Annotated in this window: 27 protein-coding genes; 6 read left to right on the top strand and 21 right to left on the bottom strand. The window is 63.0% G+C overall.

Translation table 11 applies throughout. From position 1 onward, the window contains the following. The first annotated feature begins 185 nt into the window (after window positions 1–185). Complete coding sequence (locus Aeroheme_RS15685; protein WP_005326662.1) at window positions 186–1,112, top strand: L,D-transpeptidase family protein; 927 nt, start codon at window positions 186–188, stop codon at window positions 1,110–1,112. A gap of 66 nt (window positions 1,113–1,178) precedes the next feature. On the opposite strand, the gene Aeroheme_RS15680 is transcribed toward Aeroheme_RS15685, so the two are convergent. The 4 genes from Aeroheme_RS15680 to fldB form a co-directional block, all read right to left on the bottom strand. After that, complete coding sequence (locus Aeroheme_RS15680) at window positions 1,179–1,574, bottom strand: VOC family protein (RefSeq protein ID WP_162519240.1); 396 nt, start codon at window positions 1,572–1,574, stop codon at window positions 1,179–1,181. Window positions 1,575–1,780: 206 nt separating this feature from the next. After that, window positions 1,781–3,121 (bottom strand): TldD/PmbA family protein, encoded by a 1,341-nt coding sequence (locus Aeroheme_RS15675; protein ID WP_411166167.1) that lies wholly within the window; start codon window positions 3,119–3,121, stop codon window positions 1,781–1,783. Beyond that, window positions 3,121–4,521, bottom strand: a complete 1,401-nt coding sequence (locus Aeroheme_RS15670; RefSeq protein WP_289984899.1) for a TldD/PmbA family protein — start codon at window positions 4,519–4,521, stop codon at window positions 3,121–3,123. The genes Aeroheme_RS15675 and Aeroheme_RS15670 overlap by 1 nt, the downstream gene beginning before the upstream one ends. A 274-nt stretch (window positions 4,522–4,795) precedes the next feature. Further along, on the bottom strand, window positions 4,796–5,314 hold the full coding sequence (gene fldB / locus Aeroheme_RS15665; RefSeq protein WP_025326077.1) for a flavodoxin FldB: 519 nt from the start codon (window positions 5,312–5,314) through the stop codon (window positions 4,796–4,798). Between the two features lie 198 nt (window positions 5,315–5,512). Here fldB and xerD point away from each other — a divergent pair, with 198 nt between their 5' ends. Beyond that, a complete protein-coding gene (xerD, locus tag Aeroheme_RS15660) occupies window positions 5,513–6,424 on the top strand; it encodes a site-specific tyrosine recombinase XerD (protein ID WP_168234533.1) in 912 nt (303 codons plus the stop codon). A gap of 69 nt (window positions 6,425–6,493) precedes the next feature. Here the strand turns inward: xerD and mscL are convergent, their stop codons facing one another. Next, complete coding sequence (gene mscL, locus Aeroheme_RS15655; protein ID WP_025326079.1) at window positions 6,494–6,904, bottom strand: large-conductance mechanosensitive channel protein MscL; 411 nt, start codon at window positions 6,902–6,904, stop codon at window positions 6,494–6,496. Window positions 6,905–7,164: 260 nt separating this feature from the next. Between mscL and Aeroheme_RS15650 the strand changes: the two genes are divergently transcribed. The 4 genes from Aeroheme_RS15650 (at window position 7,165) to nqrE (ending at window position 11,058) form a co-directional block, all read left to right on the top strand. Further along, the gene (locus Aeroheme_RS15650) at window positions 7,165–7,881 is read left to right on the top strand and encodes a disulfide isomerase DsbC N-terminal domain-containing protein (protein ID WP_163147846.1); all 717 of its coding nucleotides are present in this window, start codon (window positions 7,165–7,167) and stop codon (window positions 7,879–7,881) included. Then, entirely contained in the window at window positions 7,847–9,577 is a 1,731-nt protein-coding gene (gene recJ, locus Aeroheme_RS15645) for a single-stranded-DNA-specific exonuclease RecJ (protein ID WP_303809927.1), read from the top strand. The genes Aeroheme_RS15650 and recJ overlap by 35 nt, the downstream gene beginning before the upstream one ends. 310 nt (window positions 9,578–9,887) lie before the next feature. Further along, on the top strand, window positions 9,888–10,280 hold the full coding sequence (locus Aeroheme_RS15640) for a hypothetical protein (RefSeq protein WP_411166166.1): 393 nt from the start codon (window positions 9,888–9,890) through the stop codon (window positions 10,278–10,280). 178 nt (window positions 10,281–10,458) lie between these two features. Then, window positions 10,459–11,058: an NADH:ubiquinone reductase (Na(+)-transporting) subunit E gene (gene nqrE / locus Aeroheme_RS15635; protein WP_111910371.1), complete on the top strand. Its 600-nt coding sequence runs from the start codon at window positions 10,459–10,461 to the stop codon at window positions 11,056–11,058. Window positions 11,059–11,106: 48 nt separating this feature from the next. Here the strand turns inward: nqrE and Aeroheme_RS15630 are convergent, their stop codons facing one another. The 16 genes from Aeroheme_RS15630 to leuS form a co-directional block, all read right to left on the bottom strand. Then, window positions 11,107–11,613, bottom strand: coding sequence for a GNAT family N-acetyltransferase (locus Aeroheme_RS15630; RefSeq protein WP_162520057.1), 507 nt, complete (start codon window positions 11,611–11,613; stop codon window positions 11,107–11,109). Window positions 11,614–11,778: 165 nt separating this feature from the next. After that, entirely contained in the window at window positions 11,779–12,744 is a 966-nt protein-coding gene (gene lipA, locus Aeroheme_RS15625) for a lipoyl synthase (protein WP_025326085.1), read from the bottom strand. A gap of 85 nt (window positions 12,745–12,829) precedes the next feature. Beyond that, a complete protein-coding gene (lipB, locus tag Aeroheme_RS15620; protein ID WP_171275625.1) occupies window positions 12,830–13,507 on the bottom strand; it encodes a lipoyl(octanoyl) transferase LipB in 678 nt (225 codons plus the stop codon). An 82-nt stretch (window positions 13,508–13,589) separates the two neighbouring features. Next, window positions 13,590–13,853: a DUF493 family protein YbeD gene (ybeD, locus tag Aeroheme_RS15615; RefSeq protein ID WP_025326087.1), complete on the bottom strand. Its 264-nt coding sequence runs from the start codon at window positions 13,851–13,853 to the stop codon at window positions 13,590–13,592. Between the two features lie 288 nt (window positions 13,854–14,141). Beyond that, on the bottom strand, window positions 14,142–15,371 hold the full coding sequence (locus Aeroheme_RS15610) for a D-alanyl-D-alanine carboxypeptidase family protein (protein WP_106887597.1): 1,230 nt from the start codon (window positions 15,369–15,371) through the stop codon (window positions 14,142–14,144). Between the two features lie 192 nt (window positions 15,372–15,563). Next, complete coding sequence (locus Aeroheme_RS15605; protein ID WP_411166165.1) at window positions 15,564–16,496, bottom strand: septal ring lytic transglycosylase RlpA family protein; 933 nt, start codon at window positions 16,494–16,496, stop codon at window positions 15,564–15,566. Further along, complete coding sequence (gene mltB / locus Aeroheme_RS15600) at window positions 16,438–17,436, bottom strand: lytic murein transglycosylase B (RefSeq protein ID WP_411166164.1); 999 nt, start codon at window positions 17,434–17,436, stop codon at window positions 16,438–16,440. Before mltB ends, Aeroheme_RS15605 begins: the two co-directional genes overlap by 59 nt. Beyond that, a complete protein-coding gene (locus Aeroheme_RS15595) occupies window positions 17,436–17,570 on the bottom strand; it encodes an FtsW/RodA/SpoVE family cell cycle protein (protein ID WP_163136354.1) in 135 nt (44 codons plus the stop codon). Before Aeroheme_RS15595 ends, mltB begins: the two co-directional genes overlap by 1 nt. Next, on the bottom strand, window positions 17,570–18,673 hold the full coding sequence (gene rodA, locus Aeroheme_RS15590) for a rod shape-determining protein RodA (RefSeq protein WP_025326091.1): 1,104 nt from the start codon (window positions 18,671–18,673) through the stop codon (window positions 17,570–17,572). The genes Aeroheme_RS15595 and rodA overlap by 1 nt, the downstream gene beginning before the upstream one ends. Before the next feature lie 68 nt (window positions 18,674–18,741). Further along, window positions 18,742–20,670, bottom strand: a complete 1,929-nt coding sequence (gene mrdA / locus Aeroheme_RS15585) for a penicillin-binding protein 2 (protein ID WP_111910367.1) — start codon at window positions 20,668–20,670, stop codon at window positions 18,742–18,744. Between the two features lie 101 nt (window positions 20,671–20,771). Continuing rightward, window positions 20,772–21,239, bottom strand: coding sequence for a 23S rRNA (pseudouridine(1915)-N(3))-methyltransferase RlmH (rlmH, locus tag Aeroheme_RS15580; protein ID WP_234569837.1), 468 nt, complete (start codon window positions 21,237–21,239; stop codon window positions 20,772–20,774). A 6-nt stretch (window positions 21,240–21,245) separates the two neighbouring features. Continuing rightward, window positions 21,246–21,581, bottom strand: coding sequence for a ribosome silencing factor (rsfS, locus tag Aeroheme_RS15575; protein ID WP_025326094.1), 336 nt, complete (start codon window positions 21,579–21,581; stop codon window positions 21,246–21,248). 213 nt (window positions 21,582–21,794) lie between these two features. Then, on the bottom strand, window positions 21,795–22,448 hold the full coding sequence (gene nadD, locus Aeroheme_RS15570; RefSeq protein ID WP_411166163.1) for a nicotinate-nucleotide adenylyltransferase: 654 nt from the start codon (window positions 22,446–22,448) through the stop codon (window positions 21,795–21,797). Window positions 22,449–22,512: 64 nt separating this feature from the next. Then, on the bottom strand, window positions 22,513–23,547 hold the full coding sequence (gene holA / locus Aeroheme_RS15565; protein ID WP_139744187.1) for a DNA polymerase III subunit delta: 1,035 nt from the start codon (window positions 23,545–23,547) through the stop codon (window positions 22,513–22,515). A 135-nt stretch (window positions 23,548–23,682) separates the two neighbouring features. After that, on the bottom strand, window positions 23,683–24,165 hold the full coding sequence (gene lptE, locus Aeroheme_RS15560; RefSeq protein ID WP_106887591.1) for an LPS assembly lipoprotein LptE: 483 nt from the start codon (window positions 24,163–24,165) through the stop codon (window positions 23,683–23,685). 120 nt (window positions 24,166–24,285) lie between these two features. Beyond that, window positions 24,286–26,862: a leucine--tRNA ligase gene (gene leuS / locus Aeroheme_RS15555; RefSeq protein WP_411166162.1), complete on the bottom strand. Its 2,577-nt coding sequence runs from the start codon at window positions 26,860–26,862 to the stop codon at window positions 24,286–24,288. Window positions 26,863–26,873 lie beyond the last annotated feature (11 nt).

Raw genomic sequence — 26,873 nt, 5'->3', positions numbered from 1 at the left:
CGATTGTTGGGGGGAGAATGGATCTTTTCCGCGAAAAAGCCCCCTCTTCAAGTTGAAATTTTGTCCGACTCGGGAAAGAATGCGCGCTCGGTATTGGCCTCGGGCGAGCGCTACTCGTGACAAGGGACAGACCGAGGATGAACCGGCTTCAGGCCAACAGGTACAGGAAACCATACAGGAATTTTATGAATCCCCTTCGCATTGCCGCTTCGGCCCTTTTTTGCACTCTGACCCTGGTCAGCCAGCAGGCCGCCGCCGTTGAATACGCGCTGCCAGCCGCCAACAGCCGTCTGATCGGTGAGAACCAGGAATACGTGGTGCCCGCAGACAACCGTCCGCTGGAGCAGATCGCCGCCGACTTCCAGCTGGGCCTGACCAACATCATGGAAGCGAACCCGGGCGTCGACCCCTATCTGCCAACGCCGGGCAGCAAGCTGACCATTCCGCATCAGCTGATCCTGCCGAATGCGCCGCGCGAGGGGATCGTCATCAACGTGGCGGAGATGCGTCTCTACTACTACCCGAAAGGCAAGAACGTGGTCCAGGTGCTGCCCATCGGCATCGGCCAGCTGGGGGTCAACACCCCGGAGAACTGGATCACCAAGGTGGAGCGCAAGCGCGCCAACCCGACCTGGACCCCGACCGAGAACATCCGTCGCCGCTACGCCGCCCAGGGCAAGACACTGCCCGCAGTCTGGCCGGCCGGTCCGGATAACCCCATGGGCCTGCACGCCCTCTATATCGGCAACCTCTATGCTATCCACGGCACCAACGCCACCTTCGGCATAGGTCTGCGGGTGAGCAGCGGTTGCGTGCGTCTGCGCGCCGATGACATCAAGTACCTGTTCGACAACGTGCCGGTCGGTACCCGCGTCCAGTTCGTCAACCAGCCGGTCAAGACCACGGTCGAGCCGGATGGCGGTCGTTACATGGAAGTGCACGAGCCGCTGTCGCGCACCGAGGAGGAGTTCAACTCCACCGCCTCTGTGCCGCTCCCGATGACCCCGGCCACCACCCGCTTCATCGCCCACATGGACAGCGACTCCAATGTGGTCAAGCAGGTGCTGGAACAGCGTACCGGCATGCCGACTCGCCTCAATCCTGAAGCCTGATCGCTTCTGATAGGTGTCAGGTAACAATAACGGCGACCCCAGGGTCGCCGTTATTGTTTATGCGGCTCAAGGGGCGGGCGGCGCATAGAGGGCCAGCCAGTTGCCTTCGGTATCCTCTATGATGACCCGGGAGCCGTGACCGCTGCCGATGGAATGCAGGGGTTCGAGCACCCGCCCGCCGAGCCGGGGAACCAGCTGCTCCGCCTCCTGCAACCTGTCACCCAGGGAGAGATAGATGAGGGGACCGGCGCCACCGGGCTGGTGGTATTTGTCCATGGGGCCGAGACAGGCCGCCGCGTTGCTGCCATCGTAGCGCAGCATGGCAAAACGCATCTCCTCCTCCTGTATGGGGGTGACCTGTACATCGAGCAGGGCCGAGTAGAAGTCCATGGCGCGATCCAGATCCCGTGTCGGAATGTCGGCCCAGACCAGGGTGTTGTCCATCTTCGTATTCTCCAGCAATATCCGGCCGATGCGGTCGGTGGCTCTTTGAGGGTAGGAGTGGCCGAACAGGGGCGCCATCAATGAAAAAACGGCGCCTGATGGCGCCGCTTTTGGATGGGGAAGATAACCGCTTTTCCCACTAGATACAGTCACTTGCCTGCGACATTCAAGCCGCCGAAACGGATGGATGGAGGAGCATGGCACTCCTTGTCATTCCTTGATTGTCACTTGCCAGCGATATTCAGGCCACCGAAACGGATAAGCGGCGCATAGAAGCCCTTGCCATCGTTGTGGTGCAGCACATTGCCGACCGCTTCCAGCTCCCCGAGCAGGCGGTAGAAGTTACCCGCCACCGTGATGCCGCGCACCGGCTGGAGCCGTACCCCATCGCGGCACAGGAACCCTGACGCGCCAAACGAGAAGTCACCGCTCACCGCATCGGCACCGGAGTGCAGACCGTCCAGCTTGACCAGCTCCAGATAGTCGCCGCTCTGCACCTCGCCCTCACTGTGAGGACCTGTGCCGAACACCAGGTGGCGGGCGGTCACATCCAGCGCGCTGCGGGCGCTGCGGGCCGCCGAGCCGTTGCTGGCCAGGCCGAAGTGGTGAGCGGTGGCGCTGTTGTGGAGCAGGGTCTTGAGCTCCCCCTCGCCAATGAGCAGGAGATCCGAGGTGGCGGCCCCTTCGCCATCGAACGCCTTGATGTGCATGCCCCCCGGCATATAGGCCCGGCTCTCCAGGGTGAGCCAGCGGGACGCCACGCTCTGACCCACCTTGTCTCGCCAGGGGTTGATCCCCTGCTGGGCCCACTTGCCCGAGAGCGCTGCCTGGAAGCAGCCAAACAGGCTGGCGAAGCAGTTGGTGCTGAAGAGGACGCTGTAGCGACCGCTCGGTACCGCTTCCCCCGGCAGCAGGTCATGGGCCACGGCGTGGATCTGTTCGATAAGGGTCTGGCTATCCAGCTCGTCGAAGCGGCGGCCATACTGCCCTTGCGAGTGCATCGACTGGCGGCCATCCCGCTCCACCAGCGCCGAGGTATAGCAGCCGACGCTGAATTCACTGTGCTGGCAGAGGCTGCCCAGGCTGTTGGCGAGCCAGAGGCGGCTCTCCCCCTCGAAGAAGCTGTTGTAGGGGGCGCCTGTCACATCAGGTTGCGCCAGCATATCCGCCTCGAGGCGCAGGGCCAGGGCTATCTTCTCCTCCACCGCCGTGGTATCGGGCTGGTTTATCTCGGCGCAGTCGGTGCTGATCCGGCTGCCCGCCACCGAGATGCGCTGATCCGCGTCCACTTTGGCGAAGCGGCTGGCATCGAGTGCATCCTGCAGCATGGCATCCAGCGCCAGCTCATCGAGGGACTCCGAGTAGGCGATGCCGACCCGGCCCGCCTTGATCAGGCGAATGCCGAGCTGTTGGCTGCTGGTGACCTTGTATTCGCCGAGCTCCCCCTTATCGGCCTTGAGGGAGAAGGCCTTGTCCTGATTGGCGATGATGTCCGCCTCGGCATCGAGGTCGGCGACCTTCTCCAGCAGGCGGCTGAGCAGTTGATTCATATCGAGTGCGCTCATCAGGCGTTCCCTCCTACCAGGATCTTGTCAACTTTCAAGGCGGGTTGGCCGACAGAGGTGGGCACCGAGCCGGAGACTGAGCCGCACATACCTGCGGCCAGGGCCAGATTGCGCCCCACCATGGAGATCTCTTTGAGCACTTGCGGGCCTGTGCCGATCAGGGTCGCCGACTTGAGGGGCCGGGTTATCTTGCCATGCTCGATGAGGTAGGCCTCCTGCACGTTGAAGTTGAACTCGCCTGTGCCCGGCTGCACCGAGCCGCCCCCCATCTTCTTGGCGTAGATGCCGTGCTCGACGGTGGCCAGCATCTCGTCCAGGCTGTGGCTGCCCGGTTCGATATAGGTGTTGCGCATGCGGGAGGTGGGGGCGAACTTGTAGGACTCGCGCCTTCCTGAGCCGGTGCGGGCATGGCCGGTCTTGATGGCGCCCATTCTGTCCACCAGGAAGCCGGTCAGCACGCCGTCCTTGATGAGCTGGGTGTGCTGGGTCGCCATCCCTTCGTCATCGACGTTGATGGAGCCCCAGGCGTTGCTCTGCAAGCCTTCATCCACGGCGCTGACTGCCGGATTGGCGATGAGCTGCCCCATCTTGTCGTGGAACACCGAGGCCTTCTTGGCCACCGAGGTGGTCTCCAGCAGGTGGCCGCAGGCCTCGTGGAAGATGACGCCGCCAAAGCCGCTCTCCATGATGACCGGCAGGGTGCCGCTCGGGCAGGGGGCTGCGCCCAGCTTCACCAGCGCCTGACGGGTGGCGGTGAGGGCCAGCTCCCGCGGGTCTATGCGCTCGGCATGTTCCCAGCCCATCAGGGCGCCGGGCGCCTCGTAGCCCACGCTCTGCTCGCTCCCTTCCACCGCTATGGTCTGGGCCATGATGCGGTTGTAGTGGCGGCGATCGCTCACCTGCAGCCCTTCGCTGTTGAAGATCTCCACCTCCTGCTCCCAGCCCAGCACGTTGCCGGAGAACTGGCTCACCTTGCCGCTCTCGGCGCGGGCCACCGCATCCATGGCATGCAGGTAGGCAATCTTCTGCTCCAGCTGCTTGTCGACCGAGAGCGGCAGGGCCACCGGATTGCGGTCTGTGATGGGGGTGAAATCGAAGGCAGTGGCGGTGACCACGGGGTCACGCCTGTCCTTGGCCGCCAGCAGGCTGACGATGCGCAGCAGCTCGTCGCGGCTGGCCAGGTTGGTGTAGCCGTAGAGCACCTTGTGGCCGTAGCACAGGCGCACGCCTATGCCAAAATCGAGGCCGCCGCTGATGTTCTCTATCTGGCTGGAGAGCAGGCTGAGCTGGCTGCGGCGCTTGCGCTCCACAAACAGCTCGGCGAAGTCGGCACCCAGCCGCAGGGCGTGATCGAGCACGTCGCGGGCTATGGTGGGGGCCAACAGGGAGAATGAGGTCATAGAATTTCCTTTTCTGGTCTGTTTCCTGTTTGCTTCCGACACCCGTTCTGATTGTGTTATGGGGTGTCGGTTGCATTGTTGCAGACCAGCAGCAAAAAGTCGCTATAGCGTCAGGCGATGATACCGAACGAGAAAATCGGTGCGATAACTGCGCCCGGCAGCCTGTGTGGCCGGCTGCCGGCAGGGGAGATCAACGCCGCTTTCGAGGGGCGATGAGGGAGCCGGTCCGTCGACGCTCTGTGGCGCCGCCAGGCGGCAACGCCTTCTGGCGGGATCAGAGCAGCTCGTGGATCTCATTCAGGATCTGGTCGACCCACTGCTCGATGCGGGATTCGGTCTGGTCGTACTGGTTGGCGTCATCGAGAGCCAGGCCGACGAAGTGGCGACCATCGTCGATCAGCGCCTTGGAGGCATCGAACTCGTACCCCTCGTTGGGCCAGTAACCCACCAGCCTGACCCCCTTGGGCACCAGCTGATCGTGTAACAGGCCAAGGGCATCCTGATACCACTCGCCGTACCCCAGCTGATCGCCCATGCCGAACAGGGCTATGATGCGTCCTTCCAGAGGCACATCCTTGATGTCTTCCCAGCGGGATTCCCAATCTTCCTGCAGCTCGCCGAAGTCCCAGGTGGAGATGCCGAGGATCAGGATGTCGTACTCCTGCATGCGGGCCAGAGGCACGTCCTTGATGTTGTGGAGATCAACCAGCTCGGGGCCAATGAGGGCGCGGATCTTCTCGGCGGCCATCTCGGTGTAGCAGGTGGTTGAGCCGTAAAACAAACCTATCTTCATCGCTCTTCTCTTGATCGCAGTAGGCAAGGGGGTGTCGGGCAACCATGGGGCCGGACCGCCCGAGTGAGTGCGCCAGTCTAGCAGATTGCCCCTCGCGCTTCACCGCCTGGTATGCCTGCCGGGGAAGCGCAAGCCCCTGATGTGCGCGCCGGCCTGGCAGGCTACAATGGGCCACCGTTTGCCCAAGACCGATACCCCATGACCAAGCCAGCCCCTGCCGTGCACAACCATCCCCTGATCGAGCCCTTCCTCGATGCCCTCTGGCTGGAGCGGGGGCTGTCCGACAATACGGTCAGCTCCTATCGCACGGATCTGGAAAAGTTTGCCCTCTGGCTCGACGGCCAGGGTGGCTCTCTGCTGCTGGCGGGGATGGACGACATCCAGCACTACCTCGCCTGGCGGGTGGACAAGCAGTTTGCGGCGAGCAGCACGGCCCGCTTCCTCTCGGCCCTGCGCCGCTTCTATCAGTATCTGAATCGGGAAAAATTGCGCGGCGACGATCCGACAGTGCTGCTGGAGGGCCCCAAGCTGCCCAAGAAGCTGCCCTCGGATCTCAGCGAGGCCGAGGTGGATGCGCTGCTGACGGCGCCCCAGGTGGACGACCCGCTGGAGCTGCGGGACAAGGCGATGCTCGAGCTGCTCTATGCCACCGGACTGCGGGTCTCCGAGCTGGTGGGGCTCACCGCCGAGCATGTCAGCCTGCGCCAGGGGCTGGTGCGGGTGGTGGGCAAGGGCAACAAGGAGCGGCTGGTGCCCATGGGGGAGGAGGCGGTCCACTGGCTGGAGCGTTACTACCGGGAGGCCCGCACCCTGCTGCTGGGAGGCACCAGCTCGGATGTGGTCTTCCCCTCCAAGCAGGCCAGGATGATGACCCGCCAGACCTTCTGGCATCGCATCAAGCTCTATGCCCAGCGGGCCGGGATCCGTGGAGAGCTCTCCCCCCACACCCTGCGCCACGCCTTCGCTACCCATCTGCTCAACCACGGCGCCGATCTGCGGGTGGTGCAGATGCTGCTGGGGCACGCGGATCTCTCCACCACCCAGATCTACACCCACGTGGCCAACGAGCGTCTCAAGGCACTCCATGGGGAGCACCATCCCCGGGCCTGACCCGTGCCGCCGCCAATAAAAAACCGCCAAATGGCGGTTTTTTCATCACTGCACGACAGGAGCTGGCGTCTATTTCCCCTGCTGGGATTTCAGCAAATCGCGGATCTCGGTCAGCAGCTCCTGATCCTTGGTGGGGCCGGCCGGGGCAGGGGCTTCCTCTGCCTGCTTCTTCTGCAGGGTGTTGACTGCCTTGAGCCCCATGAAGATGGCGAAGGCGATGATCAGGAAGTCGATGATGGTCTGGATGAACTTGCCGTAGGCGATGACCACGGCAGGGATGTCACCTTCGGCGGCCTTCAGGGTGACGGCCAGATCGCTGAAGTCCACCCCCCCCAGGATGAGGCCGATGGGCGGCATGATGACGTCGCCCACGAAGGAGGAGACTATCTTGCCGAAGGCGGCACCTATGATGATACCGACCGCCATGTCGATGACGTTGCCTCTGGCCGCAAAGGCCTTGAACTCTTTAATCAGACTCATTTTTCCCCCTAAAAAATGGACAGGATGCGGTGCGACCACATCGCTGTTTGGACGATAAAACATCAATAAAACAGAGGGATGACCATGGTGTCTCCCGTCGTCCTGATTAGCTTGCTGGGCCTTAGCCCAATTGGCAACCTGTCAGATCGGGATTTTTTTGCGATCCACGCTATTAATCAATCGCTAATTAAGAGGTTGGGGCAAGGATGTGCACTGAGTTACCTTATGAATCCATTCAATCATGCCAGGTGAGTCATCAAGTGCGACATTTACTGCTGGGAATGATGCTGCTGTGCACCTTTGCTGCCAGCGCGGGGATGGATCCCCAGCTGTTGAAACAGACCATAGGGCAGCGCCTCGGGGTGCAGGTCTTCCTGGTGGACGAGACCCCGGTGCCCGGGCTCTATCTGCTGGGCACAGCCCAGGGGCTGCTCTATAGCGATGCCAGGGGAAACTATGTGCTGCAGGGCTCCATGCTGGATCTGGCCCACGACATGCAAAACCTCACCCGCCTGAGCCAGCAGCAACAACGTCGGCTGGCGCTGGCGCAGGTAGGCGAGGCGCGACTCTGGCTCAAGGCGCCGAACGAGCGCTACCGGGTTACCCTGTTTACCGATCTCGGCTGTCGCCGCTGTCACGCCGTGCTGGACGATCTGCCCCAGTTGCAGGCCAGGGGGGTGAGCGTGCAGTTGCTGCCCCTGGTGGCCCCCTTCGCCGAGCTGGCCGAAACGCAGGCGCTCTGGTGCGATCCCGCCCTGCTGGGTGAACTCAGTCTCAGTGATCGTTTGCCTGCGGCCGGATGTAATGAGATCCTTGCCCATCATATCGGCCTGAGCCAGTGGCTCGGGATCAAGGCGTCACCGAGCTGGGTCCTGCCAAACGGGGATCTGGTGCGGGGATATCAGAGCCCTGAACAACTGCTCAAGATACTGGATCACATCAATGCCCCTGCAAATCCGTCGTCGTCCGCGAGTTGATGATTCCCATCTGCCCGCCACCCTGCATCCCCTGCTTCGTCAAATCTTCGCCAGCCGCGGCGTGGAGGATCCCGCCCTGCTGGAGCGCAGCGCCAGCCAGCTGCTGCCGCCCCAGCGGCTGTTCGGCATGGAGCAGGCGGTGCCCCTGCTGGCGGATGCCCTGACGGCGCAGCAGCGCATCCTCATCGTCGGCGACTTCGACTGCGACGGCGCCACCAGCTCGGCCCTGTGCGTGCTGGCCCTGCGGGCCATGGGGGGCCATCACGTCGATTTTCTGGTGCCCAACCGCTTCGAGTTCGGCTACGGCCTCACCCCCGAAATCGTCGAGTTGGCGGTGGCCCGGGGCGCCGAGTTTCTCATCACTGTGGATAACGGCATCTCCAGCATTGCCGGGGTGGCGGCGGCCAAGGCGGCCGGGATGCGGGTACTGGTTACCGATCACCACTTGCCGGGCCAGGAGTTGCCTGATGCCGATGCGATAGTGAACCCCAACCAGCGTGGCTGCGACTTCCCCTCCAAATCCCTGGCCGGGGTCGGGGTGGCCTTCTATCTGATGGCGGCCCTCAACACCCATCTGCGCCAGAGCGGCTGGTATGAACGCCAGGGCATTCGCGCCCCCAATGTGGCGGACTATCTCGATCTGGTGGCGCTCGGCACAGTCGCCGACGTGGTGGCGCTGGATGGCAACAACCGTATCCTGGTCCATCAGGGGCTGCAGCGGATCCGGGCCGGTCGCTGCCGCCCCGGCATCCAGGCGCTGGTGGACGTATCGGGCCGCGATGGCCGCCGCCTGTGCGCCGCCGATCTCGGCTTTGCCCTGGGGCCTCGCCTCAATGCGGTGGGCCGTCTCGATGACATGTCCCTCGGGGTCGCCTGTCTGCTGAGCGATGATCTCAACCTGGCGCGCCAGCTTGCGGCGGAGATGGACAGCCTTAACCAGGAGCGCAAGGAGATAGAGCAGGGGATGCAGCAGGAGGCCCTCGCCACCCTGGAGCAGATCCGGTTTCGCGACGGCGAGGTGCCAAGCGGCATAGTGCTGCACAGGGACGAGTGGCATCAGGGGGTGGTGGGCTTGGTGGCCTCCAAGATCAAGGAGAAGTACTACAGACCGGTGATTGCGTTTGCGCAGAGCAGCGACACCGAGCTCAAGGGCTCCGGTCGCTCCATTCCCGGCGTGCACCTGCGCGATGCTCTCGAATTGCTCGATACCCGCCATCCGGGCCTGATGGGCAAGTTTGGCGGCCACGCCATGGCGGCGGGGCTGACCCTGCCCAAGGCCAATATAGAGGCGTTCGGCCGGGCGTTTGAGGCGGTCATCGCCGAGCTGGTGACCCCGGAGCTGCTGACCGGGGTGCTGCTCACCGACGGCGAGCTGCTGCCGGACGAGCTGAGTCTGGAGCTGGCGGAGCTCATCCGCGCCTCCGGCCCCTGGGGCCAGGCCTTCCCCGAGCCGCTGTTCGACGGCGAATTCGTGCTGGTGCAACAGCGGCTGGTGGGGGAGAAACACCTCAAGATGATGCTGACCACGGACTCCGGCCACGCGGTGGATGCCATCGCCTTCGGGGTGGATCTCAAGCGCTGGCCGGATGCCTCGGTGAAACGGGTGCGGCTGGTCTACCGGCTCGACGTCAACGAGTGGCGCGGCAACCGCAGCGTGCAACTGCTGGTGGAGCATCTGGAGGCCGCCGGTCTCTGAGCCGGTAGCATCGCTGCTCTATCGCCGACAACGGCCACCCTGGGGTGGCCGTTTTTGTTGCAAGAGCGGCCATCCCTCACTGAATGGGGCTCAAGGGGCGAGGATGGGAGTCGTTCTCCGCTGTTTTCATTGAGGGTGTTAAATGTCCCCTTTGTGGGGAAAACAGGTTGTTTGTATCGAATTTTTCCGGTTACTGGATGCCAAAATTCAATATAAGGAGGGATTGTGATATATTCGGCCCCGTTCAACCCCTTGCCTTTTCAAGGAGCCTGTCCCCTTGCCACCCCTTGGCCGACCATTGTGCTGGCCGATGGCGCTCGCCGTCGCCTGCCTGCTGTGGTTTGCCGCCTCTGTCGCGGCAGGGCTCGGTGCGTCCGCGCTGTCGGCCCAGGGGACATCGACATCCTCGATGCAGTTGCACGAGCCCCCCGCGCCTGGGTTGGCCGACAACCTCAGTCTGCCCCCGGCCTCCCAGTGGCGGCTCAGCTTCGAGCAGGGGCGGCGGCTGGAAGGGGCCAGGGATCCGGATCTCTACCAGATGCTGCTGGCCTGGTTTCAGCACGAGATCCTCGGTCTGCTCTGCGGCCTGCTGTTCTTCCTGCCCCTCATCTACCTCAGGCAGTGGCCAAACTGTCTCGGTCATCTGCACCAGCGGCAACTGCTCTGTCATCACCTGCAATTTCGCTTCTGCCACGGCGACTAGTGTCGCTCCCCTCGCCGGGCACACGCCGACGCCGTCTCTGCCGCTGATCCCTGTCTGTTGATCCGCCGACCCCCGTCGTCTGCGTTCGCGCCCGTGCTGACTGTCATCCGGTTCCTGCCGCTGGCCCCTGGTCAGGGGCGGACCCTCTCTTTGCACAATCAAGTGGTGAGCAGCCTTCATGGACTATTACGTCAATTTGTTTATTCAGTCGATCTTTGTGGAAAACCTGGCCCTGGCCTTCTTTCTCGGCATGTGTACCTTCCTCGCGGTGTCGAAGAACATCAACACCGCCTTCGGCCTTGGCATGACGGTGCTGGTGGTCATGGTGATCGCCATTCCCCTCAACAACCTGATCTACCGCCATATACTGCGTCCGGACAGCACCTTCCTCGGGGAGTTTGATCTCAGCTTTCTCGATTTCATCATCTACATAGGCGTGCTGGCGGCCCTGGTGCAGGTGATGGAGATGGTGCTGGACAAGCATTTCCCGGCGCTCCACCAGGCCCTGGGGATCTACCTGCCGCTGTTGACTGTGCACTGCGCCATCTTCGGCGGCGTCATGTTCATGGCCCAGCGGGATTATGACTTCATCGAATCCGTGGTCTATGGGGCGGGCTCCGGGCTTGGCTGGCTGCTGGCCATCGTCGCCATCGCCGGCCTGCGCCAGAAGATGAAGTACTCGGATGTGCCACAGGGATTGAGGGGGATCGGCATCACCTTCATAGTGGCGGGGCTGATGTCGCTCGGCTTCATGTCGTTTTCCGGCATCTCGCTCTGAGCGTCGGCTCGCCATGGCATGACGGAAGAGGGTCGATGACGGGAGCCATCAAGCCAGCGTCTTGGCCATGTTGTAGCCCGTGATGTGAAAGCCGATCTCTTCGTAGAGCGCCCTGGCTCTGGGGTTGTCATAGGCGACTCTCAGCTTGATCTGGCTGACGCCAAGGCACTTCAAGTCGGCCTCCAGCACCGCCATGGCGGCCTTGCCATAGCCCAGTCCGCGATGGGTCGGGAGTGTGTAGAAGTCATAGATAAAGGTGGTGTGGGCGGCGCTGTCGATGCTGTGCCAGAGATAGCCAGCAATGCCCGCCGTCGGTGCGACTGCGCTCCCGACATTGTCACTCACAGGGATGATGCAGAGCAGGCTCTGGCCCGGCGTGGCGGCTCCTTGAGGCAGGTGTTGCAGCAAGGAAGCCTCGGCTTGTTGGCGGGCATAGGCCAGGGTCAGCCCGTGATTGCAGGCGAGATCCTGGGCGTAGTCGTCGATGAAGTAGTCGCGATAGGCGGGGAAAGCCGCCTCATCCATGGGGATCAGACGAACGATAGGGGTTGGCATCGGAGCTTCACTCAAGGAAAGGGAGTCACCACCTTAACCCCGGAACCGGGGATTAGCCAAGGGGTTGGCCGGGAGTGTCGAGTCCGACATGTTCAACAAGAAGAGCGCCCTTGGGCGCTCTTCTTTTAGCAGCAGAGGTTATCTGACCCCTCTTTCCGGGCGAGGTTATTTGACCTCTTCGCCCTTGGCCTGCAGATCCGCGTGGTAGGAGGAGCGCACGAAGGGACCGCAGGCGGCGTGGGAGAAGCCCAGCCCCATGGCGACGTCTTTGAGCTCGTCGAACTCTGCGGGCGGCACGTAGCGCTTCACCGGCAGGTGGTGGCGGCTCGGCTGCAGATACTGACCCAGGGTCAGCATGTTGACGCCGTGCTCGCGCAGATCCTTGAGCACCTGGACTATCTCTTCGTTGGTCTCGCCAAGGCCCATCATGACGCCGGACTTGGTCGGCACATGGGGGTGCATCTCCTTGATGCGGCGCAGCAGCTCCAGGGACCACTTGTAGTCGGCACCCGGGCGGGCGACCCGGTACATGCGCGGTGCGGTTTCCAGGTTGTGGTTGAACACGTCCGGCGGGGTCTCGCGGAACACCTCCAGCGCCTGCTCCATGCGGCCGCGGAAGTCCGGGGTCAGGATCTCGATGCGGGTCTGGGGGCTGTGCTCGCGGATCTGCTTGATGCAGTCGGCGAAGTGCTGGGCACCGCCGTCGCGCAGATCGTCGCGGTCCACCGAGGTGATGACCACGTATTTCAGCCCCATCTCCTTGATGGTGAGCGCCAGCTTCTTCGGCTCTTCGGGATCCAGTGCCAGCGGGCGGCCGTGGGCCACGTCGCAGAAGGGGCAACGGCGGGTGCAGATGGCGCCCATGATCATGAAGGTGGCCGTGCCGTGGTTGAAGCACTCCGCCAGGTTGGGGCAGGAGGCCTCTTCACAGACCGAGTGCAGCTTGTTCTTGCGCAGGGTGCTCTTGATGTGCTCGATCTTCTGGCTCGACGGCGGCAGCTTGATCCGCATCCAGTCCGGCTTGCGCAGCACTTCCTCGTTGGGATCCGGCATGAATTTCACCGGGATCAGGGCCATCTTGTCGCCATCGCGCAGCTTGACGCCCGGCTCCATACGAACGGGTTTGCTCATGATTCACTCTCGGTGTTTGTTATTGTCTGATTGATAGCCATCAGGGTCCTCTCGGGGCCCTTATGGCCACGCGGCATGGGCTTGCTCATGCTGCCTCTTCGGTATTCGTGATCGTTTCATAGCCAATCAGGCTGGCCAGCTCCATCACCAGGATGGATTGCGCCTCGGCCACGCTCTGCGGGCCGCCCAGGGCGCTGGTCTGGGTCATGGCCATGCCCGCATAACCACACGGATTGATGCGCAGGAAGGGGGTCATGTCCATGTTGATATTGAGGGCCAGTCCATGGAAGGAGCAGCCCTTTCGGATCCGCAGGCCCAGGGAGGCGAGCTTGGCCTCGATGCCGAGATCGTTCTTCACGTAGACGCCAGGGGCATCGGCCTTGGCATAGGCCTCAATACCGCTCTTCGCCAGGGTATTGATGATGGCGGTTTCCAGACAGGTCACCAGCTCGCGCACCGAGAGCTTGCTGCGGCGCACGTCCACCAGCACATAGAGCACCAGCTGGCCGGGGCCGTGATAGGTCACCTGGCCGCCGCGATCGCTTTGCACCACGGGGATGTCACCGGGGGCGAGCAGATGCTCGGCCTTGCCGGCCTGGCCCTGGGTGTAGACGGGATCGTGCTCAACCACCCAGAACTCGTCAGGCGTCTCGCTGGTGCGGCTGTCGGTGAAGGCCTTCATGGCGTCCCATACCGGCTGGTAGGGGCGGCGACCCAGGTGTCTGACGAGCAGCTGTGGCTGGGCGGGGATCTGGGGTGACATCTTTTCCTCACAGGCAGGCGCTTGCGTCGGCAAAACAGAATGGCAAATAATCGCTCGCCCCGATGGCGGGGCGAGAGAGAAATTACAGTACGTATTTCACCAGCTCGATCTTGCCAAGGGCGTGGTACATCGCTTCGATGTGCTCTTTGCTCTGGGCAGTCACGGTTACGCGGACCGAGTGGTAGTTGCCCTTGGAGCTGGGCTGAACGGTCGGGCTGTAAGTACCTGGGGCATGTTGCTGCAGCACTTCAACCACTTGATCCGGCAGGGCGGGATCGGCCACCCCAAGCACCTTGAACGGGAACTTGCAGGGGAACTCCAGCAGCTCATCAAACTTGGTATTCATCTCACTCACCTTTAGCGTCGTCACGAAACGACTTCATCTTGCATCTTGTCTGGCCGAAGGACTCGGGCCGCCAGTCGCGTCAACCATGGGCACGGCTCCATCTTATATGGGCATTGCCCGGCGCGGGATCAAGGCCCGCCAGGTCGACAGGACGTGGGAATGCTGCTTTTTACCACAAATGGAGCGTCGGCGGAACCTGCAGATTGCAGGGTTATTCACTGCCCCGGCGCGGCAAAGACAGCAGCGGCGCCTGTTGGCGCCGCTGCTTGCTCGGGATTGTGCGGTAGATTACTTGAACCAGCTGGCGACCAGCATCACCAGGTAATCCCACAGACGGCTCATCAGGCCACCTTCCTGCACCTCTTCCAGGGCGACCAGCGGAACCTGCTTGATCTCCTTGTCGCCCTGCTTGAGGAACACGGTGCCGACGCGCTGACCCTTGGCCAGCGGGGCCTTCAGCTCGCTCTCGAGCTGGAAGTCCGCCTTCAGGTTGTTGCCCTGGCCACGGGTGACCAGCACGGAGACATCCTGATCGACCCCGAGCTTCACTTCGGACTTGTCGCCCATCCAGATCTTCTGGGTCACCAGCTCGGTACCCGCCTTGTAGGGGGTCAGGCTCTGGAAGAAGCGGAAACCGTAGGTGAGCAGCTTCTTGCTCTCGGCGGCGCGAGAGCCTTCGCTGCTGGCGCCCAGCACAACGGCGATCAGGCGCATGCCCTCGTTGTTGGTGGCGGAGGAGACCAGGTTGTAGCCGACCTGGCTGACGTGGCCTGTCTTGATGCCATCCACCTGCAGGGATTGATCCCACAGCAGGCGGTTACGGTTGTGCTGGGTGATGCCGTTGAACACGAAGGATTTCTGGGAGTAGATCTTGTACTCCTCAGGCTGATCGTGGATCAGGGCCTGACCCAGGCGTGCCATGTCGCGGGCGGTACTGTAGTGACCTTCCGCATCCAGACCGTGGGGGTTCTTGAACTGGGAGTCTTTCATGCCGAGCTTGGCGGCCCAGGCGTTCATCAGGCTGGCGAAGGAGTCGGTGCTGCCCGCCAGGTGTTCGGCCATGGCGACGCAGGCGTCGTTGCCGGACTGGATGATGATGCCCTTGTTGAGGTCATCGACGGAGACCTGCTTGCCCACCTCGATGAACATCTTGGAGGAGTCGGAGTAGTTCTTGGACCAGGCGTTCTGGCTGATGGTCACCATGTCGGTGCCCTTGATGTTCCCCTTGAGCAGCTCGTTGCCGACTATGTAGGAGGTCATCATCTTGGTCAGGCTGGCGGGGGGCAGGCGCTCGTCAGCGTTCTGCTCGGCCAGCACCTGACCGGAGAAGTAGTCGATCAGAATATGGGCCTTGGCGGAGATCTCCGGCGCGGCAGGCACCACCATGGGGGCGCTGTTCAGGGTGGGGACCGGCTGGGCAGTCGGCAGAGCCGAATCCGGCGTCGGTACCGGCTGGTTGGCCTGGGCGGTCGCGCTTAGCAGGGAGGCCAGAATAACGGAACGGGCAAATTTGGACATCTTGAAATTCCTGGTGCCTGGATGGGGATTACCCAAGTTGAAAAAAAGCGGGCTCCACTATACCAGATGTGCCGGGCGGTCATAGTCCGGCATGCCATCTGGTCTGGTTTTTTATCCATCGGTTGTCGGCGTTACGCCGGGAAACGACGTGACGCCGGGGGAGAGTGACGATTCACTCTGTGAACCCTGCCATCATGGAACGATGAAGGCCTGCTCCAGCCCCCCCTGCCGGATCTGTTCCAGCAGGCTTGCCTGTTGATCGGCGGCGACCGGTCCCAGCAGCACCCGGAAGATGGCGTCGTGGGCCACCACCTGGTAGGGCACGCCGTAGCGCTGGGTCATCACCTTGCCCATGGCCTCGGCCCTGGGTTGGGAGCCGCTGGCCAGCACCTGGATCATCTTGCCCTGGCCGGTGGCGGCCTTGGGGGTGGAGAGGGTGCTGGTCGCCGTGGCCGCCGCCGCGGGAGCGGCCTTGGCCGGGGTGACGGTGGCCGCTGCCGCAGGCTGGGCCTCACCCAGGAAGGCGGCCTCCTGGGCAGCTGGCTGCATGGGCGCCATCGGCGTCATGGGCACCATCTCGACCATCTGATCCGGCTGATCGGTGATGAGCTCCAGCCGCACCCTGGCCTCGCCCCCGTCGACCATATCCAGCTGCTTGGCCGCGGCATGGGAGAGATCGATCAGGCGCTCGCTGCCGAAGGGGCCGCGATCGTTGATCCGCACTATGGTCTCCAGCCCGTTGTCCAGGTTGGTGACCCGCACATAGCTTGGCAGCGGCAGGTTGCGGTGGGCGGCGCTGAACAGGGTGCTGTCCTGCACGTCGCCGTTGGCGGTCTTGTTGCCATCGAGATCCTGGGACAGCCAGCTGGCGGTGCCCTCCTCGCTGTAGTGCTTGATGTCGCGCCACACCTCGTACTTCTGTTTGCCGATCCAGTAGTCCCGGTTGCCGCTCTCGCTCATGGGCTCGGGGCGCGGTATGGCGCCTGTGGCTTGCGGTATCTCGATCACCTGGGGTTTTTCCGGCTGCACCGGGACCGGCGGCGGGGGAGCCTGCTCAGGTTGGCTGCTACAGGCGGCCAGCAACAAGGTCAGCGTGAGGGGGAGAAGTTTGTGGCTGTAATGCATAAGCGTCCTGGATTGCTTGACTGAGTTGATGCACCGCCATCGCATAGAGAGGGCTGCGGTTGTAGCGGGTGATCACATAAAAATTGTGGCGCGCGACCCAGTATTCCGGTCCATCGGCCTGCTCCAATGCCAGCAGTTTCACCGGCGTGTCCGGTGCCAGCGGGGTGGCGAGTTCAATCCCGGCGGCGGCCAGCTCGGCCCAGCGCTGCTTGAGTTCGGGCTCGGGCCCCAGCAGGGTACCTACTGGCGCCAATCCGATCAAGGCGGGTTCCACCACAGACTCCCCCCAGCGCCAGCTGTGCTCGGCAAAGTAGTTGGCCACGCTGCCGATGGCGTCCGCCGGGTTGGCAAACAGATCCCGCTTGCCATCCCCGTCAAAATCGACGGCGTAGTGGCGATAGCTGGAGGGCATGAACTGGCCCATGCCCATGGCGCCGGCATAGGAGCCCTTGAGAGAGGTGAGTGGCCACTTCTCCTCCCGGGCAAGCAGCACCAGCTGGGCGAACTCCTTGGCGAAGAACTCCTCACGGGCGGGGTAGTGGAACCCCAGGGTGTAGAGGCTGTCGAGCACCGGATGGCGGCCCATCTGGCGGCCATAGAAGGTCTCTATGCCTATGATGGCGACGATGAGGGAGGCGGGCACCCGGTAGTGCTGCTCGGCTCTGGCCAGGGTGGCGGCGTGGCGTTGCCAGAAGCCGACCCCGTCCCGGATCCGCTCCGGGGTGACGAACAGCGGTCGGTAGCTGTGCCAGGGCTTGGCCTCCCAGGGGCGGCTGATAGTGTCGAGCACCTCCTGACGCAGTCGCGCCTGGGCGGCGGCGGCCTGCAACTCGGCCAGCGGCACGGATTGCTGCTCGGCGAGCTGGGCCAGCCGATCCGGTGCCACTGCGGCGGTGGCCACCGAGGCGACGAGAGAGAGCAGCAATCCAACCCGTCTCATCAGGCGAGCAATCTTCTATGGGTCTGAATGGACATCAGGATGCCAAAGCCTGCCATCAGGGTCACCATGGAGGTGCCGCCATAGCTCACCTGCGGCAGGGGTCCTCCACGACAGGCAGAATATATCCACCTCATCAGGCCAGTAGCCTTCTGTGGGTCTGGATGGACATCAGGATGCCAAAGCCCGCCATCAGGGTCACCATGGAGGTGCCGCCATAGCTCACCAGGGGCAGGGGCACCCCCACCACAGGCAGTATGCCGCTCACCATGCCCATGTTGACGAACACATAGACGAAGAAGGTGAGGGTCAGGGCGCCGCCGAGCAGGCGTTCGAAGCTGTTCTGGGCCTGCATGGAGATAAACAGGCAGCGGCTGATGATGTAGAGATAGATCACCAGCAGCAGGGCCACCCCCACCAGGCCGAACTCCTCGCTGAACACCGCGAAGATGAAGTCGGTGTGGCGCTCCGGCAAAAACTCCAGCTGGGACTGGGTGCCCTGCAGCCAGCCCTTGCCGAACACGCCGCCGGAGCCGATGGCTATCTTGGACTGGATGATGTGGTAGCCGCGGCCGAGGGGATCCTTCTCAGGGTCGAGCAGCATCAGCACCCGCTGGCGCTGGTAGTCGTGCATCAGGAAGAACCAGAGCACCGGCATGAAGGCGCAGATCAGCAAGACCGCCAGTCCGATCAGCCACCAGCTGATCCCCGCCAGGAAGATGACGAAGAAGCCGGAGGCCGCCACCAGGATGGAGGTGCCGAGATCGGGCTGGGCGGCGATCAGCAGGGTGGGCAAGAGCACCATCACCAGGGCGATCAGCACATGGCTGAACTTGGGGGGCAGGGAGTGCCGACTGAGCCAGGCGGCCACCATGATGGGCATGGAGAGCTTCATCACCTCCGAGGGCTGGAACTTCATAAAGCCGAGGTCCAGCCAGCGCTGGGCCCCCTTGCCGATATGGCCGAACACGTCCACCGCGATGAGCAGCAGCACCACCAGGGTGAACAGGGGCACGGACCAGCGCGCATAGAGGGAGGGGGGCAGCTGGGCCAGGCCTATCATCAGGCCGAAGGCGAGGCCGCCACGCACCAGCTGGCGCACTATGGAGTCAAAGTCCTGGCCCGAGGCGGAGTAGAGCACCACCATGGAGAGGGTCATCAGCGCCAGCAGGCCGAGCAGCAGCGGCAGGTCGATATGCAGCTTGTACCAGATACTCTGCTGACGGGCGGAGTTACTCATGAGAGAAGACCTCGTTCTGCATGGATGGCCTCGGGAGGAGAGGCAAGGTGCGCAGCAGGGGTGCGGCGTTATTCATTGGGCACGGCCTCGCTCTGATCCGGGCCAGGGGTGGACGGCTTGTCGGGCGCCGGGGGCAGCTGGGGCTCTGGCGGCAGCAGGTAGGCATCCAGCATGTGGCGGGCGACCGGCGCCCCCATGGCACTGCCGCCACCGGCGTTTTCCAGCACCAGGGCCACCACGGCCTTGGGGGCCTCGAACGGCGCGAAGGCGACGAAGAGGGCGTTGTCGCGGTGCTCCACCTTGGTGGTGGCCGCGTTGTAGACCTGGTTCTCCTTGAGGCCCACCACCTGGGCGGTACCTGACTTGCCTGCCGCCTTGTAGGGAGTGCCCGCAAAGGCGCGGCGCCCCGTCCCCTCATGGCCGTTGATGACGCGCCACATGCCGTCCTTGGCCACCTGCCAGTAGGTGTCGCTCTTGGCGGCGATGGCCACGTTCGGGTTGATGGGGGCGTTGACCACGCCGTCCACCGAGGCGGTGCTCTTGAGCAGGTGCGGCGTCACGTCGTGACCGTTCTGGGTCAGTATGCTGATCGCCTTGGCGAGCTGAATGGGGGTGGAGCTCCAGTAGCCCTGGCCTATGCCGATGGAGATGGTGTCCCCCTGATACCAGGGCTGACGCCAGCGCGCCATCTTCCAGTCGCGGGACGGCATGACGCCCTTGGTCTCTTCATAGAGGTCGACGCCACTGTATTGACCGAAGCCGAACTTGGTCATGTAGGCGTGGATCTTGTCGATGCCGACCCGGTAGGCGAGATCGTAGAAGTAGGTATCGGCCGACACCTCGATGGCGCGGTAGACGTCGAGCCAGCCGTGGCCCCAACGGCGCCAGTCACGGAACTTCTTGGTGGTGCCCGGGATGGAGAAGCTGGGGCCGCCGAAGTAACGATAGTTGGGGGTGATGGCCCCCTCGTTCAGCCCCATCACCGCCATCATGGGCTTGACGGTGGAGGCGGGGGCATAGATGCCCTGGGTGGTGCGGTTCACCAGCGGGCGCGCCGGATCGTTGAGCAGCGCCGAATAGTTGGTGTTGGAGATGCCGGTCACGAACAGGTTGGGGTCGTAGCTCGGGCTCGACTCCATGGCCAGGATGGCGCCGGTATTGGGATCCATCATGACGATGGCGCCCCGGCGGCCGGCCAGCAGCTCCTGCGCCTTCAACTGCAGGCGGATGTCGATGTTGAGATAGATGTCCTTGCCCGGCTCCGGCGGCTGGAACTTGAGGGTGCGCACCACCCGGCCGCGGTTGTTGACCTCGACCTCCTGGTAGCCCGCCACGCCGTGCAGCTGATCCTCGTAGAACTTCTCCACCCCCTGCTTGCCGATGTCCTTGGTGGCGGCATAGTTGGCGAGTTTGTCCTCCTTGTCGAGGCGCTCCACGTCACGGGTGTTGATCTTGGCCACATAGCCCAGCGCATGGGTCAGGGTGTCACCAAAGGGATAGTAGCGCTTGAGATAGGCCTCTATGCTGGCGCCCGGATAGTTGTGCTGGTTGACCGAGAAGAGGGCGACCTGGTACTCGGTCAGCTTCTCGAACAGGGGCACCGGCTTGAAGCGGCGCTGGCGTTTCACCTCGGCCAGGAACCGCTCCTTGGTCCCCTCCGGCAGGGCCAGCAGGGTGATCAGCTCGTCGGCCGTCTTCTCCAGATCCTCGGTCTCTTCCGGCACTATCTCCAGGCTGTAGACGGGGCGGTTCTCCGCCAGCAGCACGCCGTTGGCGTCATAGATGAGGCCCCGTGGTGGTGCCACGGGCACCACCCGGATCCGGTTGTCGTTGGAACGGGTCTGATAGGTTTCGTAAGACTCTACCTGCAGATAGTAGAGATTACCCAGCAGCACCAGCATGAGGACGACCATGCCGATGTAGGCTACCAGGGTGCGCCGGAAGAACAGACGTCCCTCGGCACTGTGATCGCGCATTTCGATGCGATTCTTCAGCATGCCGTTACCTTATGGCTGACGGGGAGCAAGGGCGGGTACCACATGGACTATTCCCTGTGGCACTGGGTGTATGAGGGAGTGATGTTCCAAGGGGTCATGGCTCATTCCCTGTGATACGGATGATTGGTGGTAATGCTCCAGGCGCGGTAGAGGCTCTCGGCCACCAGCACCCGCACCAGCGGATGGGGCAGGGTCAGGGGTGACAGGGACCAGCTCTGTTCGGCGGCGGCCTTGCACTCGGGGGACAAGCCTTCAGGCCCGCCCACCAGCAGCGCCACATCCCGGCCATCGAGCTTCCAGGCCTCCAGCGACAAGGCGAGTTGCTCCGTGGTCCAGGGCTTGCCGGGAATGTCCAGGGTGACGATGCGCGAGCGGCCGGCGGCGGCCAGCATGGCTTCCCCCTCCTTTTGCAGGATGCGGGGAATGTCGGCATTCTTGCCCCGTTTGCCCGCGCCTATCTCGACGAGTTCGAACGGCATGTCTTTCGGGAAACGGCGACGGTACTCTTCGAAGCCATGCTCTACCCAGGCAGGCATCTTGGTGCCCACCGCAATCAACTGGATCTTCATCGTTCGTTACGCTTGCACCTGGGTGCCACCCCAGAGTTTCTCCAGTTGGTAGAAGTCGCGGTACTCATCCTGCATCACGTGGACGATGACGGAACCCATGTCCACCAGCACCCATTCACCTGTGAGCTGACCTTCCACGCTGAGCAGGTCGAGCCCCGCATGGCGGGCCTCACTGGCCAGGTTGTGGGCAATGGCGCTGACGTGGCGATTGGAGTTGCCGGAGCAGATGATCATGGTGTCCGTGATGCTGGATTTGCCGCGTACATCCAGGGTGATGATGTCGCGGCCTTTCATGTCATCGATCTTGTCGACGATAAAGGCGAGCAGTTCTTGGCCTTGCAATGTCTTCTCCTATCTTCCGGCGCCAGAGGGCGGCGGATTATATCATGGTCACTCCCGTTTCCCAGTCTGGCAAAGGGGAATGGATCCGGGGCCGCCACCCATGGGCAAGGCAGGCCCCTGTTGATCACTATAGTGCGCAACCGGGCGGGACAATAGTCAAGCCCGTGCCGGGTGCGCCTCAGGGTGTCGGCTGACAAACCCGCGTGGCGCCGCTCACCGGCTTGGCGATGGCTGATAGAGCCGGTGCCGCCGGATGTAGTCGGCAACCGGGGCCGGCAACAGGTATCTGGGATCCTGCCCCGCCGCCAGCAGGGCCCTCAGCCGGGTGGCCGACAGCTCTATGGGCAGGTTGTCGGCGATCCAGACATGGCCCTGACGGTGTCGATGAAGATCCTGCACATCCCGAGTCTGGTGGCGGGCCAGCAGGCTGGCCACCTCGGCAGGGTAATCCGGTTGCCAGCCCGGGCGCTTGCTCACCACCAGGTGGGCATGTTCGAGCAGCTCCTGCCAGCGATGCCAGCTCGGCAGGCCGAGCATGGAGTCCATGCCCATCAGGAAACAGACAGGGGTATCCGGCAGCTCCTGCTTGAGCTCGATGAGGGTGTCTATGGTCCAGGAGGGGGTGTCCCGTTGCAGCTCCCGCTCATCCACCACGAAGCCCGGGTTCTCCGCCGCCGCCAGCGCGACCATGGCGAGCCGCTGCTCGCTGGAGCAGAAGGGATTGGCGCGATGGGGCGGGATATGGTTCGGGAGCAGGCGCACCTCGGCCAGGCCCAGGGCGTCGCGGGCCTCGATGGCGGGCCTCAGATGACCTATGTGGATGGGGTCGAAGGTGCCGCCTAGGATGCCGATAGGGGCCTTCAGCATGAGGCTCCCCCTGTCAGATCATGGAGGGGGGCCAAGGGGCCGGCCTGGTGTTCGATGGGGGCGCTCAGCATGGATCCGCCTCCAGCAGGGGCAGCGGCGTGCCATCGCGAAAGCCCAGGGCTATGGTCTGCAGCATCAGCCAGGCCTGCTCGGTGTCGAACCTGCGCTGGGCGTCATCCAGCCGGGCCATCAGTTGCCACAGCTGCTGTATCTTGCCAACGGGCAGCCGGGTCAGGGCTTGCTGAATGAGCTGCTGGCGGCTCTGCCAGATGCGCAACCGGCTGAAGTGTTCCACCAGCGGCTGACCGGCGCGGGCGGCCAGGGCCAGCTCGGTGAGCTGCTCCAGCTCCCGGCACAGGGTCCAGGCCAGCATGCCGGGCTCGGTGCCCTCTGCCCGCAGCGCCAGCAGTATGCGCTGGGCCCGGTTCACCTTGCCCTCCAGCAGGGTATCGACGAGCTGGAAGGGAGTGAAGTGGGCGTGGCGTATGATGGTCTCCTGCAGATAGGCGACGCTGATGGGCTGGGGCGGGCCGAGCAGGGTCAGCTTCTCTATCTCCTGACTCGCGGCCAGCAGGTTGCCCTCGAAGGCGTGACACATGAAGTTGACCGCATCCGGCAGCGCCTTGAGGCCGAAGCGTTGAAACCTCGCACTCATCCAGCGCGGGAAGAAGCGGGGTTCGGGGTGATTGACCGGCACATAGGTGCCGCTCTGGCTCAGCTTGTCGAACCAGGCTGCCTTCATCTGGGTCTGATTGAGACGCCCCCCCGAGAGCACCAGCAGCAAGTCGGGATGAAGCTGCTTGCCGATCTCGGTGATGCGGGCGGCCAAGTCCTTGTCGACCTTGGCGGGCAGCTCCAGCTCGATGATCTGGCGGGCCGAGAAGAGACTCATGGCCTGACAGGCGTCATAGACCTGATTCCAGTCCAGCCCGGCTTCCACCACGAAGCTGTGGCGCTCATCGAACCCCTGTTTGCGGGCCACCTGACGCACGGCGTCTATGGCCTCGAGCTTGAGCAGCGGCTCGTCACCAAAAACGAGATAGCAGGGCTTGAGCCCTGCCTTGAGATGGTCCGCAAACTGCTCGGGATAGATCCGCATCAGCACTTGCCCTGGTTGAGTTGGTGTTCCGCAGACTGCTTTGGGCAGACTCGCATCAGAACTTGACCTGGCTCAGGTTGATGGATCACCAGGTCGGCGACCTGCTCGGGGTAGGTTCTCATTAGGATACCCGCATCAGAACTTGACCTGGCTCAGCTGGCGGATCACCAGGTTCGCGGCCTGCTCCTGCATCTCCTTGCCAAGCTGTTCCTGCTCGCGGGAGGAGGCCAGCGCCGCATCCGGCTTGTTCAGGAAGCTGCGGTTGAAGGTGATGGGGAAGACCTGGGTCGGTTTGCCCGGCATGGAGACGGTGAACTGGGTGCTGTAACCCAGCAGGTACTCGCGGTCCTGGCCGATGGAGTCGACGGAGGCAACCTGGCTGCTGCTGCTCACCCCGGACAGGGTCAGCACCGGAATGCCTTCCTTGTCCGCCAGAGTCACCCCCGAGGCCTTGAGACGGGTGGTGACCAGCCGATAGAAGTCGCTCTTGTTGTCACCGACCACCTTCATGGTCATCAGCTCGGGGGGAATGGCGGTTCCCCGCATCTGAAAACCGCAGGCCTGCAGCAGCAGGCCCGTCAGCATGATGGCAATCCAGCGAGTGAGGGACATGCCCATGTGAATTCCTCTTTGCATCAAGTGAAGAACGGCGGGCGCCTGCCCGCCGTCACATATAGATTCAGACCCTGCCGCCCTCCTCCCCCGACAGGGGAAGGAGGGCGGGAGTGCGGGTCAATCTCAGTTTGCGACTATGTTGAGCAGCTTGCCCGGTACATAGACGACCTTGCGCACTGTCAGGCCTTCGGTGAACTTCTGCACCGAGGCATCGGCCATGGCCAGCTTCTCGACGTCGGCCTGGCTTATTTCGGCCGGGACTGTCAGCTTGCCGCGCATCTTGCCGTTGATCTGTACCACCACCAGCTTCTCGGTCTCGACCATGGCGGCTTCATCCGCCACCGGCCAGGCCGCGACGTCTATGTCCCCTTCCTTGCCCAGCATCTTCCACAGCTCGAAGCCGATGTGCGGGGTGATGGGGTAGAGCATGACGACGACAGCTTCCAGCGCTTCCTGCATCAGGGCGCGGTCCTGCTCGTCAGAGCCCAGCTTGGCCAGGTTGTTCATCAGCTCCATGATGGCGGCGATGGCGGTGTTGAAGGTCTGACGGCGACCCACGTCATCGCTCACCTTGGCGATGGTCTTGTGCAGCTCGCGGCGCACTGCCTTCTGCTCGTTGGTGAGAGCCGCCACATCCAGCGCGGCAACGGCGCCACCGGAGACGTGCTCGAAGGTGGTGCGCCACAGGCGACGCAGGAAACGCTGGGCGCCCTCTACGCCGGAGTCGGACCACTCCAGGGTCATGTCGGCCGGGGAGGCGAACATCATGAACAGGCGGACGGTATCGGCGCCGTAACGCTCCACCATCAGCTGCGGGTCTATGCCGTTGTTCTTGGACTTGGACATCTTGGTCATGCCGGAGTGGATCACCTCGCGGCCCTCAAGATCCACGGCCTTGGTGATGCGACCCTTGTCGTCACGCTCCACCTTGACGTCGGTCGGGCTGACCCAGACGTTGCCTCCCTTCTCGTCTTTGTAGTAGAAGGCGTCGGCCAGCACCATGCCCTGGCAGAGCAGGCGCTTGAACGGCTCGTCGCTGTTCACGAGCCCTGCGTCACGCAGCAGCTTGTGGAAGAAGCGGGCGTAGAGCAGGTGCATACAGGCGTGCTCTATGCCGCCGATGTACTGATCTACCGGCAGCCAGTGGTTGGCAGCAGCCGGGTCCAGCATGCCCTTGTCGTAGTCCGGGGAGCAGTAGCGGGCGTAGTACCAGGAGGACTCCATAAAGGTGTCGAAGGTATCGGTCTCGCGGAACGCTTCCTGGCCGTTGTAAGTGGTCTTGGCCCACTCGGGGTCGGCCTTGATCGGGCTCTGGATGCCGTCCATCACCACATCTTCCGGCAACAGTACCGGCAGCTGATCTTCCGGGGTCGGCACCACAGTGCCGTCAGCCAGGGTCAACATGGGGATGGGGGCACCCCAGTAACGCTGACGGGAGACGCCCCAGTCACGCAGACGGAAGTTGACAGTACGCTTGCCGTGGCCGAGGGCTTCCAGCTTGTTGGCGATGGCGTCGAAGGCGCCCTGGAAGTCGAGACCGTCAAACTCGCCGGAGTTGAACAGTACGCCCTTCTCGGTGTAGGCGGCTTCGCTCACGTCCACTTCACCATCGGCTGGCTTGATCACCGCCTTGATGTCGAGGCCATATTTGGTGGCGAATTCGAAGTCACGCTGATCGTGACCCGGCACCGCCATCACTGCGCCGGTGCCGTAGTTCATCAGCACGAAGTTGGCGACCCAGACCGGCACCTTGCGGCCATTGAGCGGGTGAATGGCGTAGAGGCCGGTGGCCATGCCCTTCTTCTCCATGGTCGCCATGTCAGCCTCGGCGACCTTGGTGTGCTTGCACTCCTCGATAAAGGCAGCAAGCTCGGGATTGGTTGCGGCAGCCTGGGCGGCCAGCGGGTGACCGGCGGCAATGCCCACATAGGTCACGCCCATGAAGGTATCAGGACGGGTGGTGTAGACCTCCAGCTGCTCATCCTGACCGTCGATATTGAAGCTGATGTTGACCCCTTCGGAGCGACCAATCCAGTTGCGCTGCATGGTCTTGACCATCTCCGGCCAGCCTTCCAGATTGTCGATGTCGTTGAGCAGCTCTTCGGCATAGTCGGTGATCTTGATGAACCACTGGGGGATCTCTTTCTGCTCCACCGGGGTGTCACAGCGCCAGCAGCAGTTGTCGATCACCTGCTCGTTTGCCAGCACCGTCATGTCGTTCGGGCACCAGTTGACGGAGGAGGTCTTCTTGTAGACCAGACCCTTCTCGTAGAGCTTGGTGAAGAACCACTGCTCCCAGCGGTAGTAATCCGGCTTGCAGGTGGCCAGCTCTCTGTCCCAGTCATAACCCAGACCCAGCATCTTGAGCTGGTTCTTCATGTATTCGATGTTTTCGTAGGTCCAGGGGGCCGGTGCCGTGCTGTTCTTGATGGCGGCGTTTTCCGCCGGCAGACCGAAGGCATCCCAGCCGATGGGTTGCAGCACATTCTTGCCATTGAGCCGTTGATAACGGGAGATCACATCACCTATGGTGTAGTTACGCACGTGCCCCATGTGTAGACGACCAGACGGATAAGGGAACATGGAGAGGCAGTAGAACTTTTCCTTGTCTACTTTCTCCACGGCCTTGAAGGTTTTCTTGGCATCCCAGTGCTTTTGCACTGCTGGTTCTATGGATTGGGGAACGTATTGCTCTTGCATTGGTGACATCC

This window comes from Aeromonas sp. DSM 116730, from assembly GCF_046581335.1.
GTDB classification, from domain to species: domain Bacteria; phylum Pseudomonadota; class Gammaproteobacteria; order Enterobacterales; family Aeromonadaceae; genus Aeromonas; species Aeromonas rivipollensis.
The sequence above is the reverse complement of the archived record's forward strand: the minus strand, read 5'-3'. Positions and strand labels throughout refer to the sequence as shown.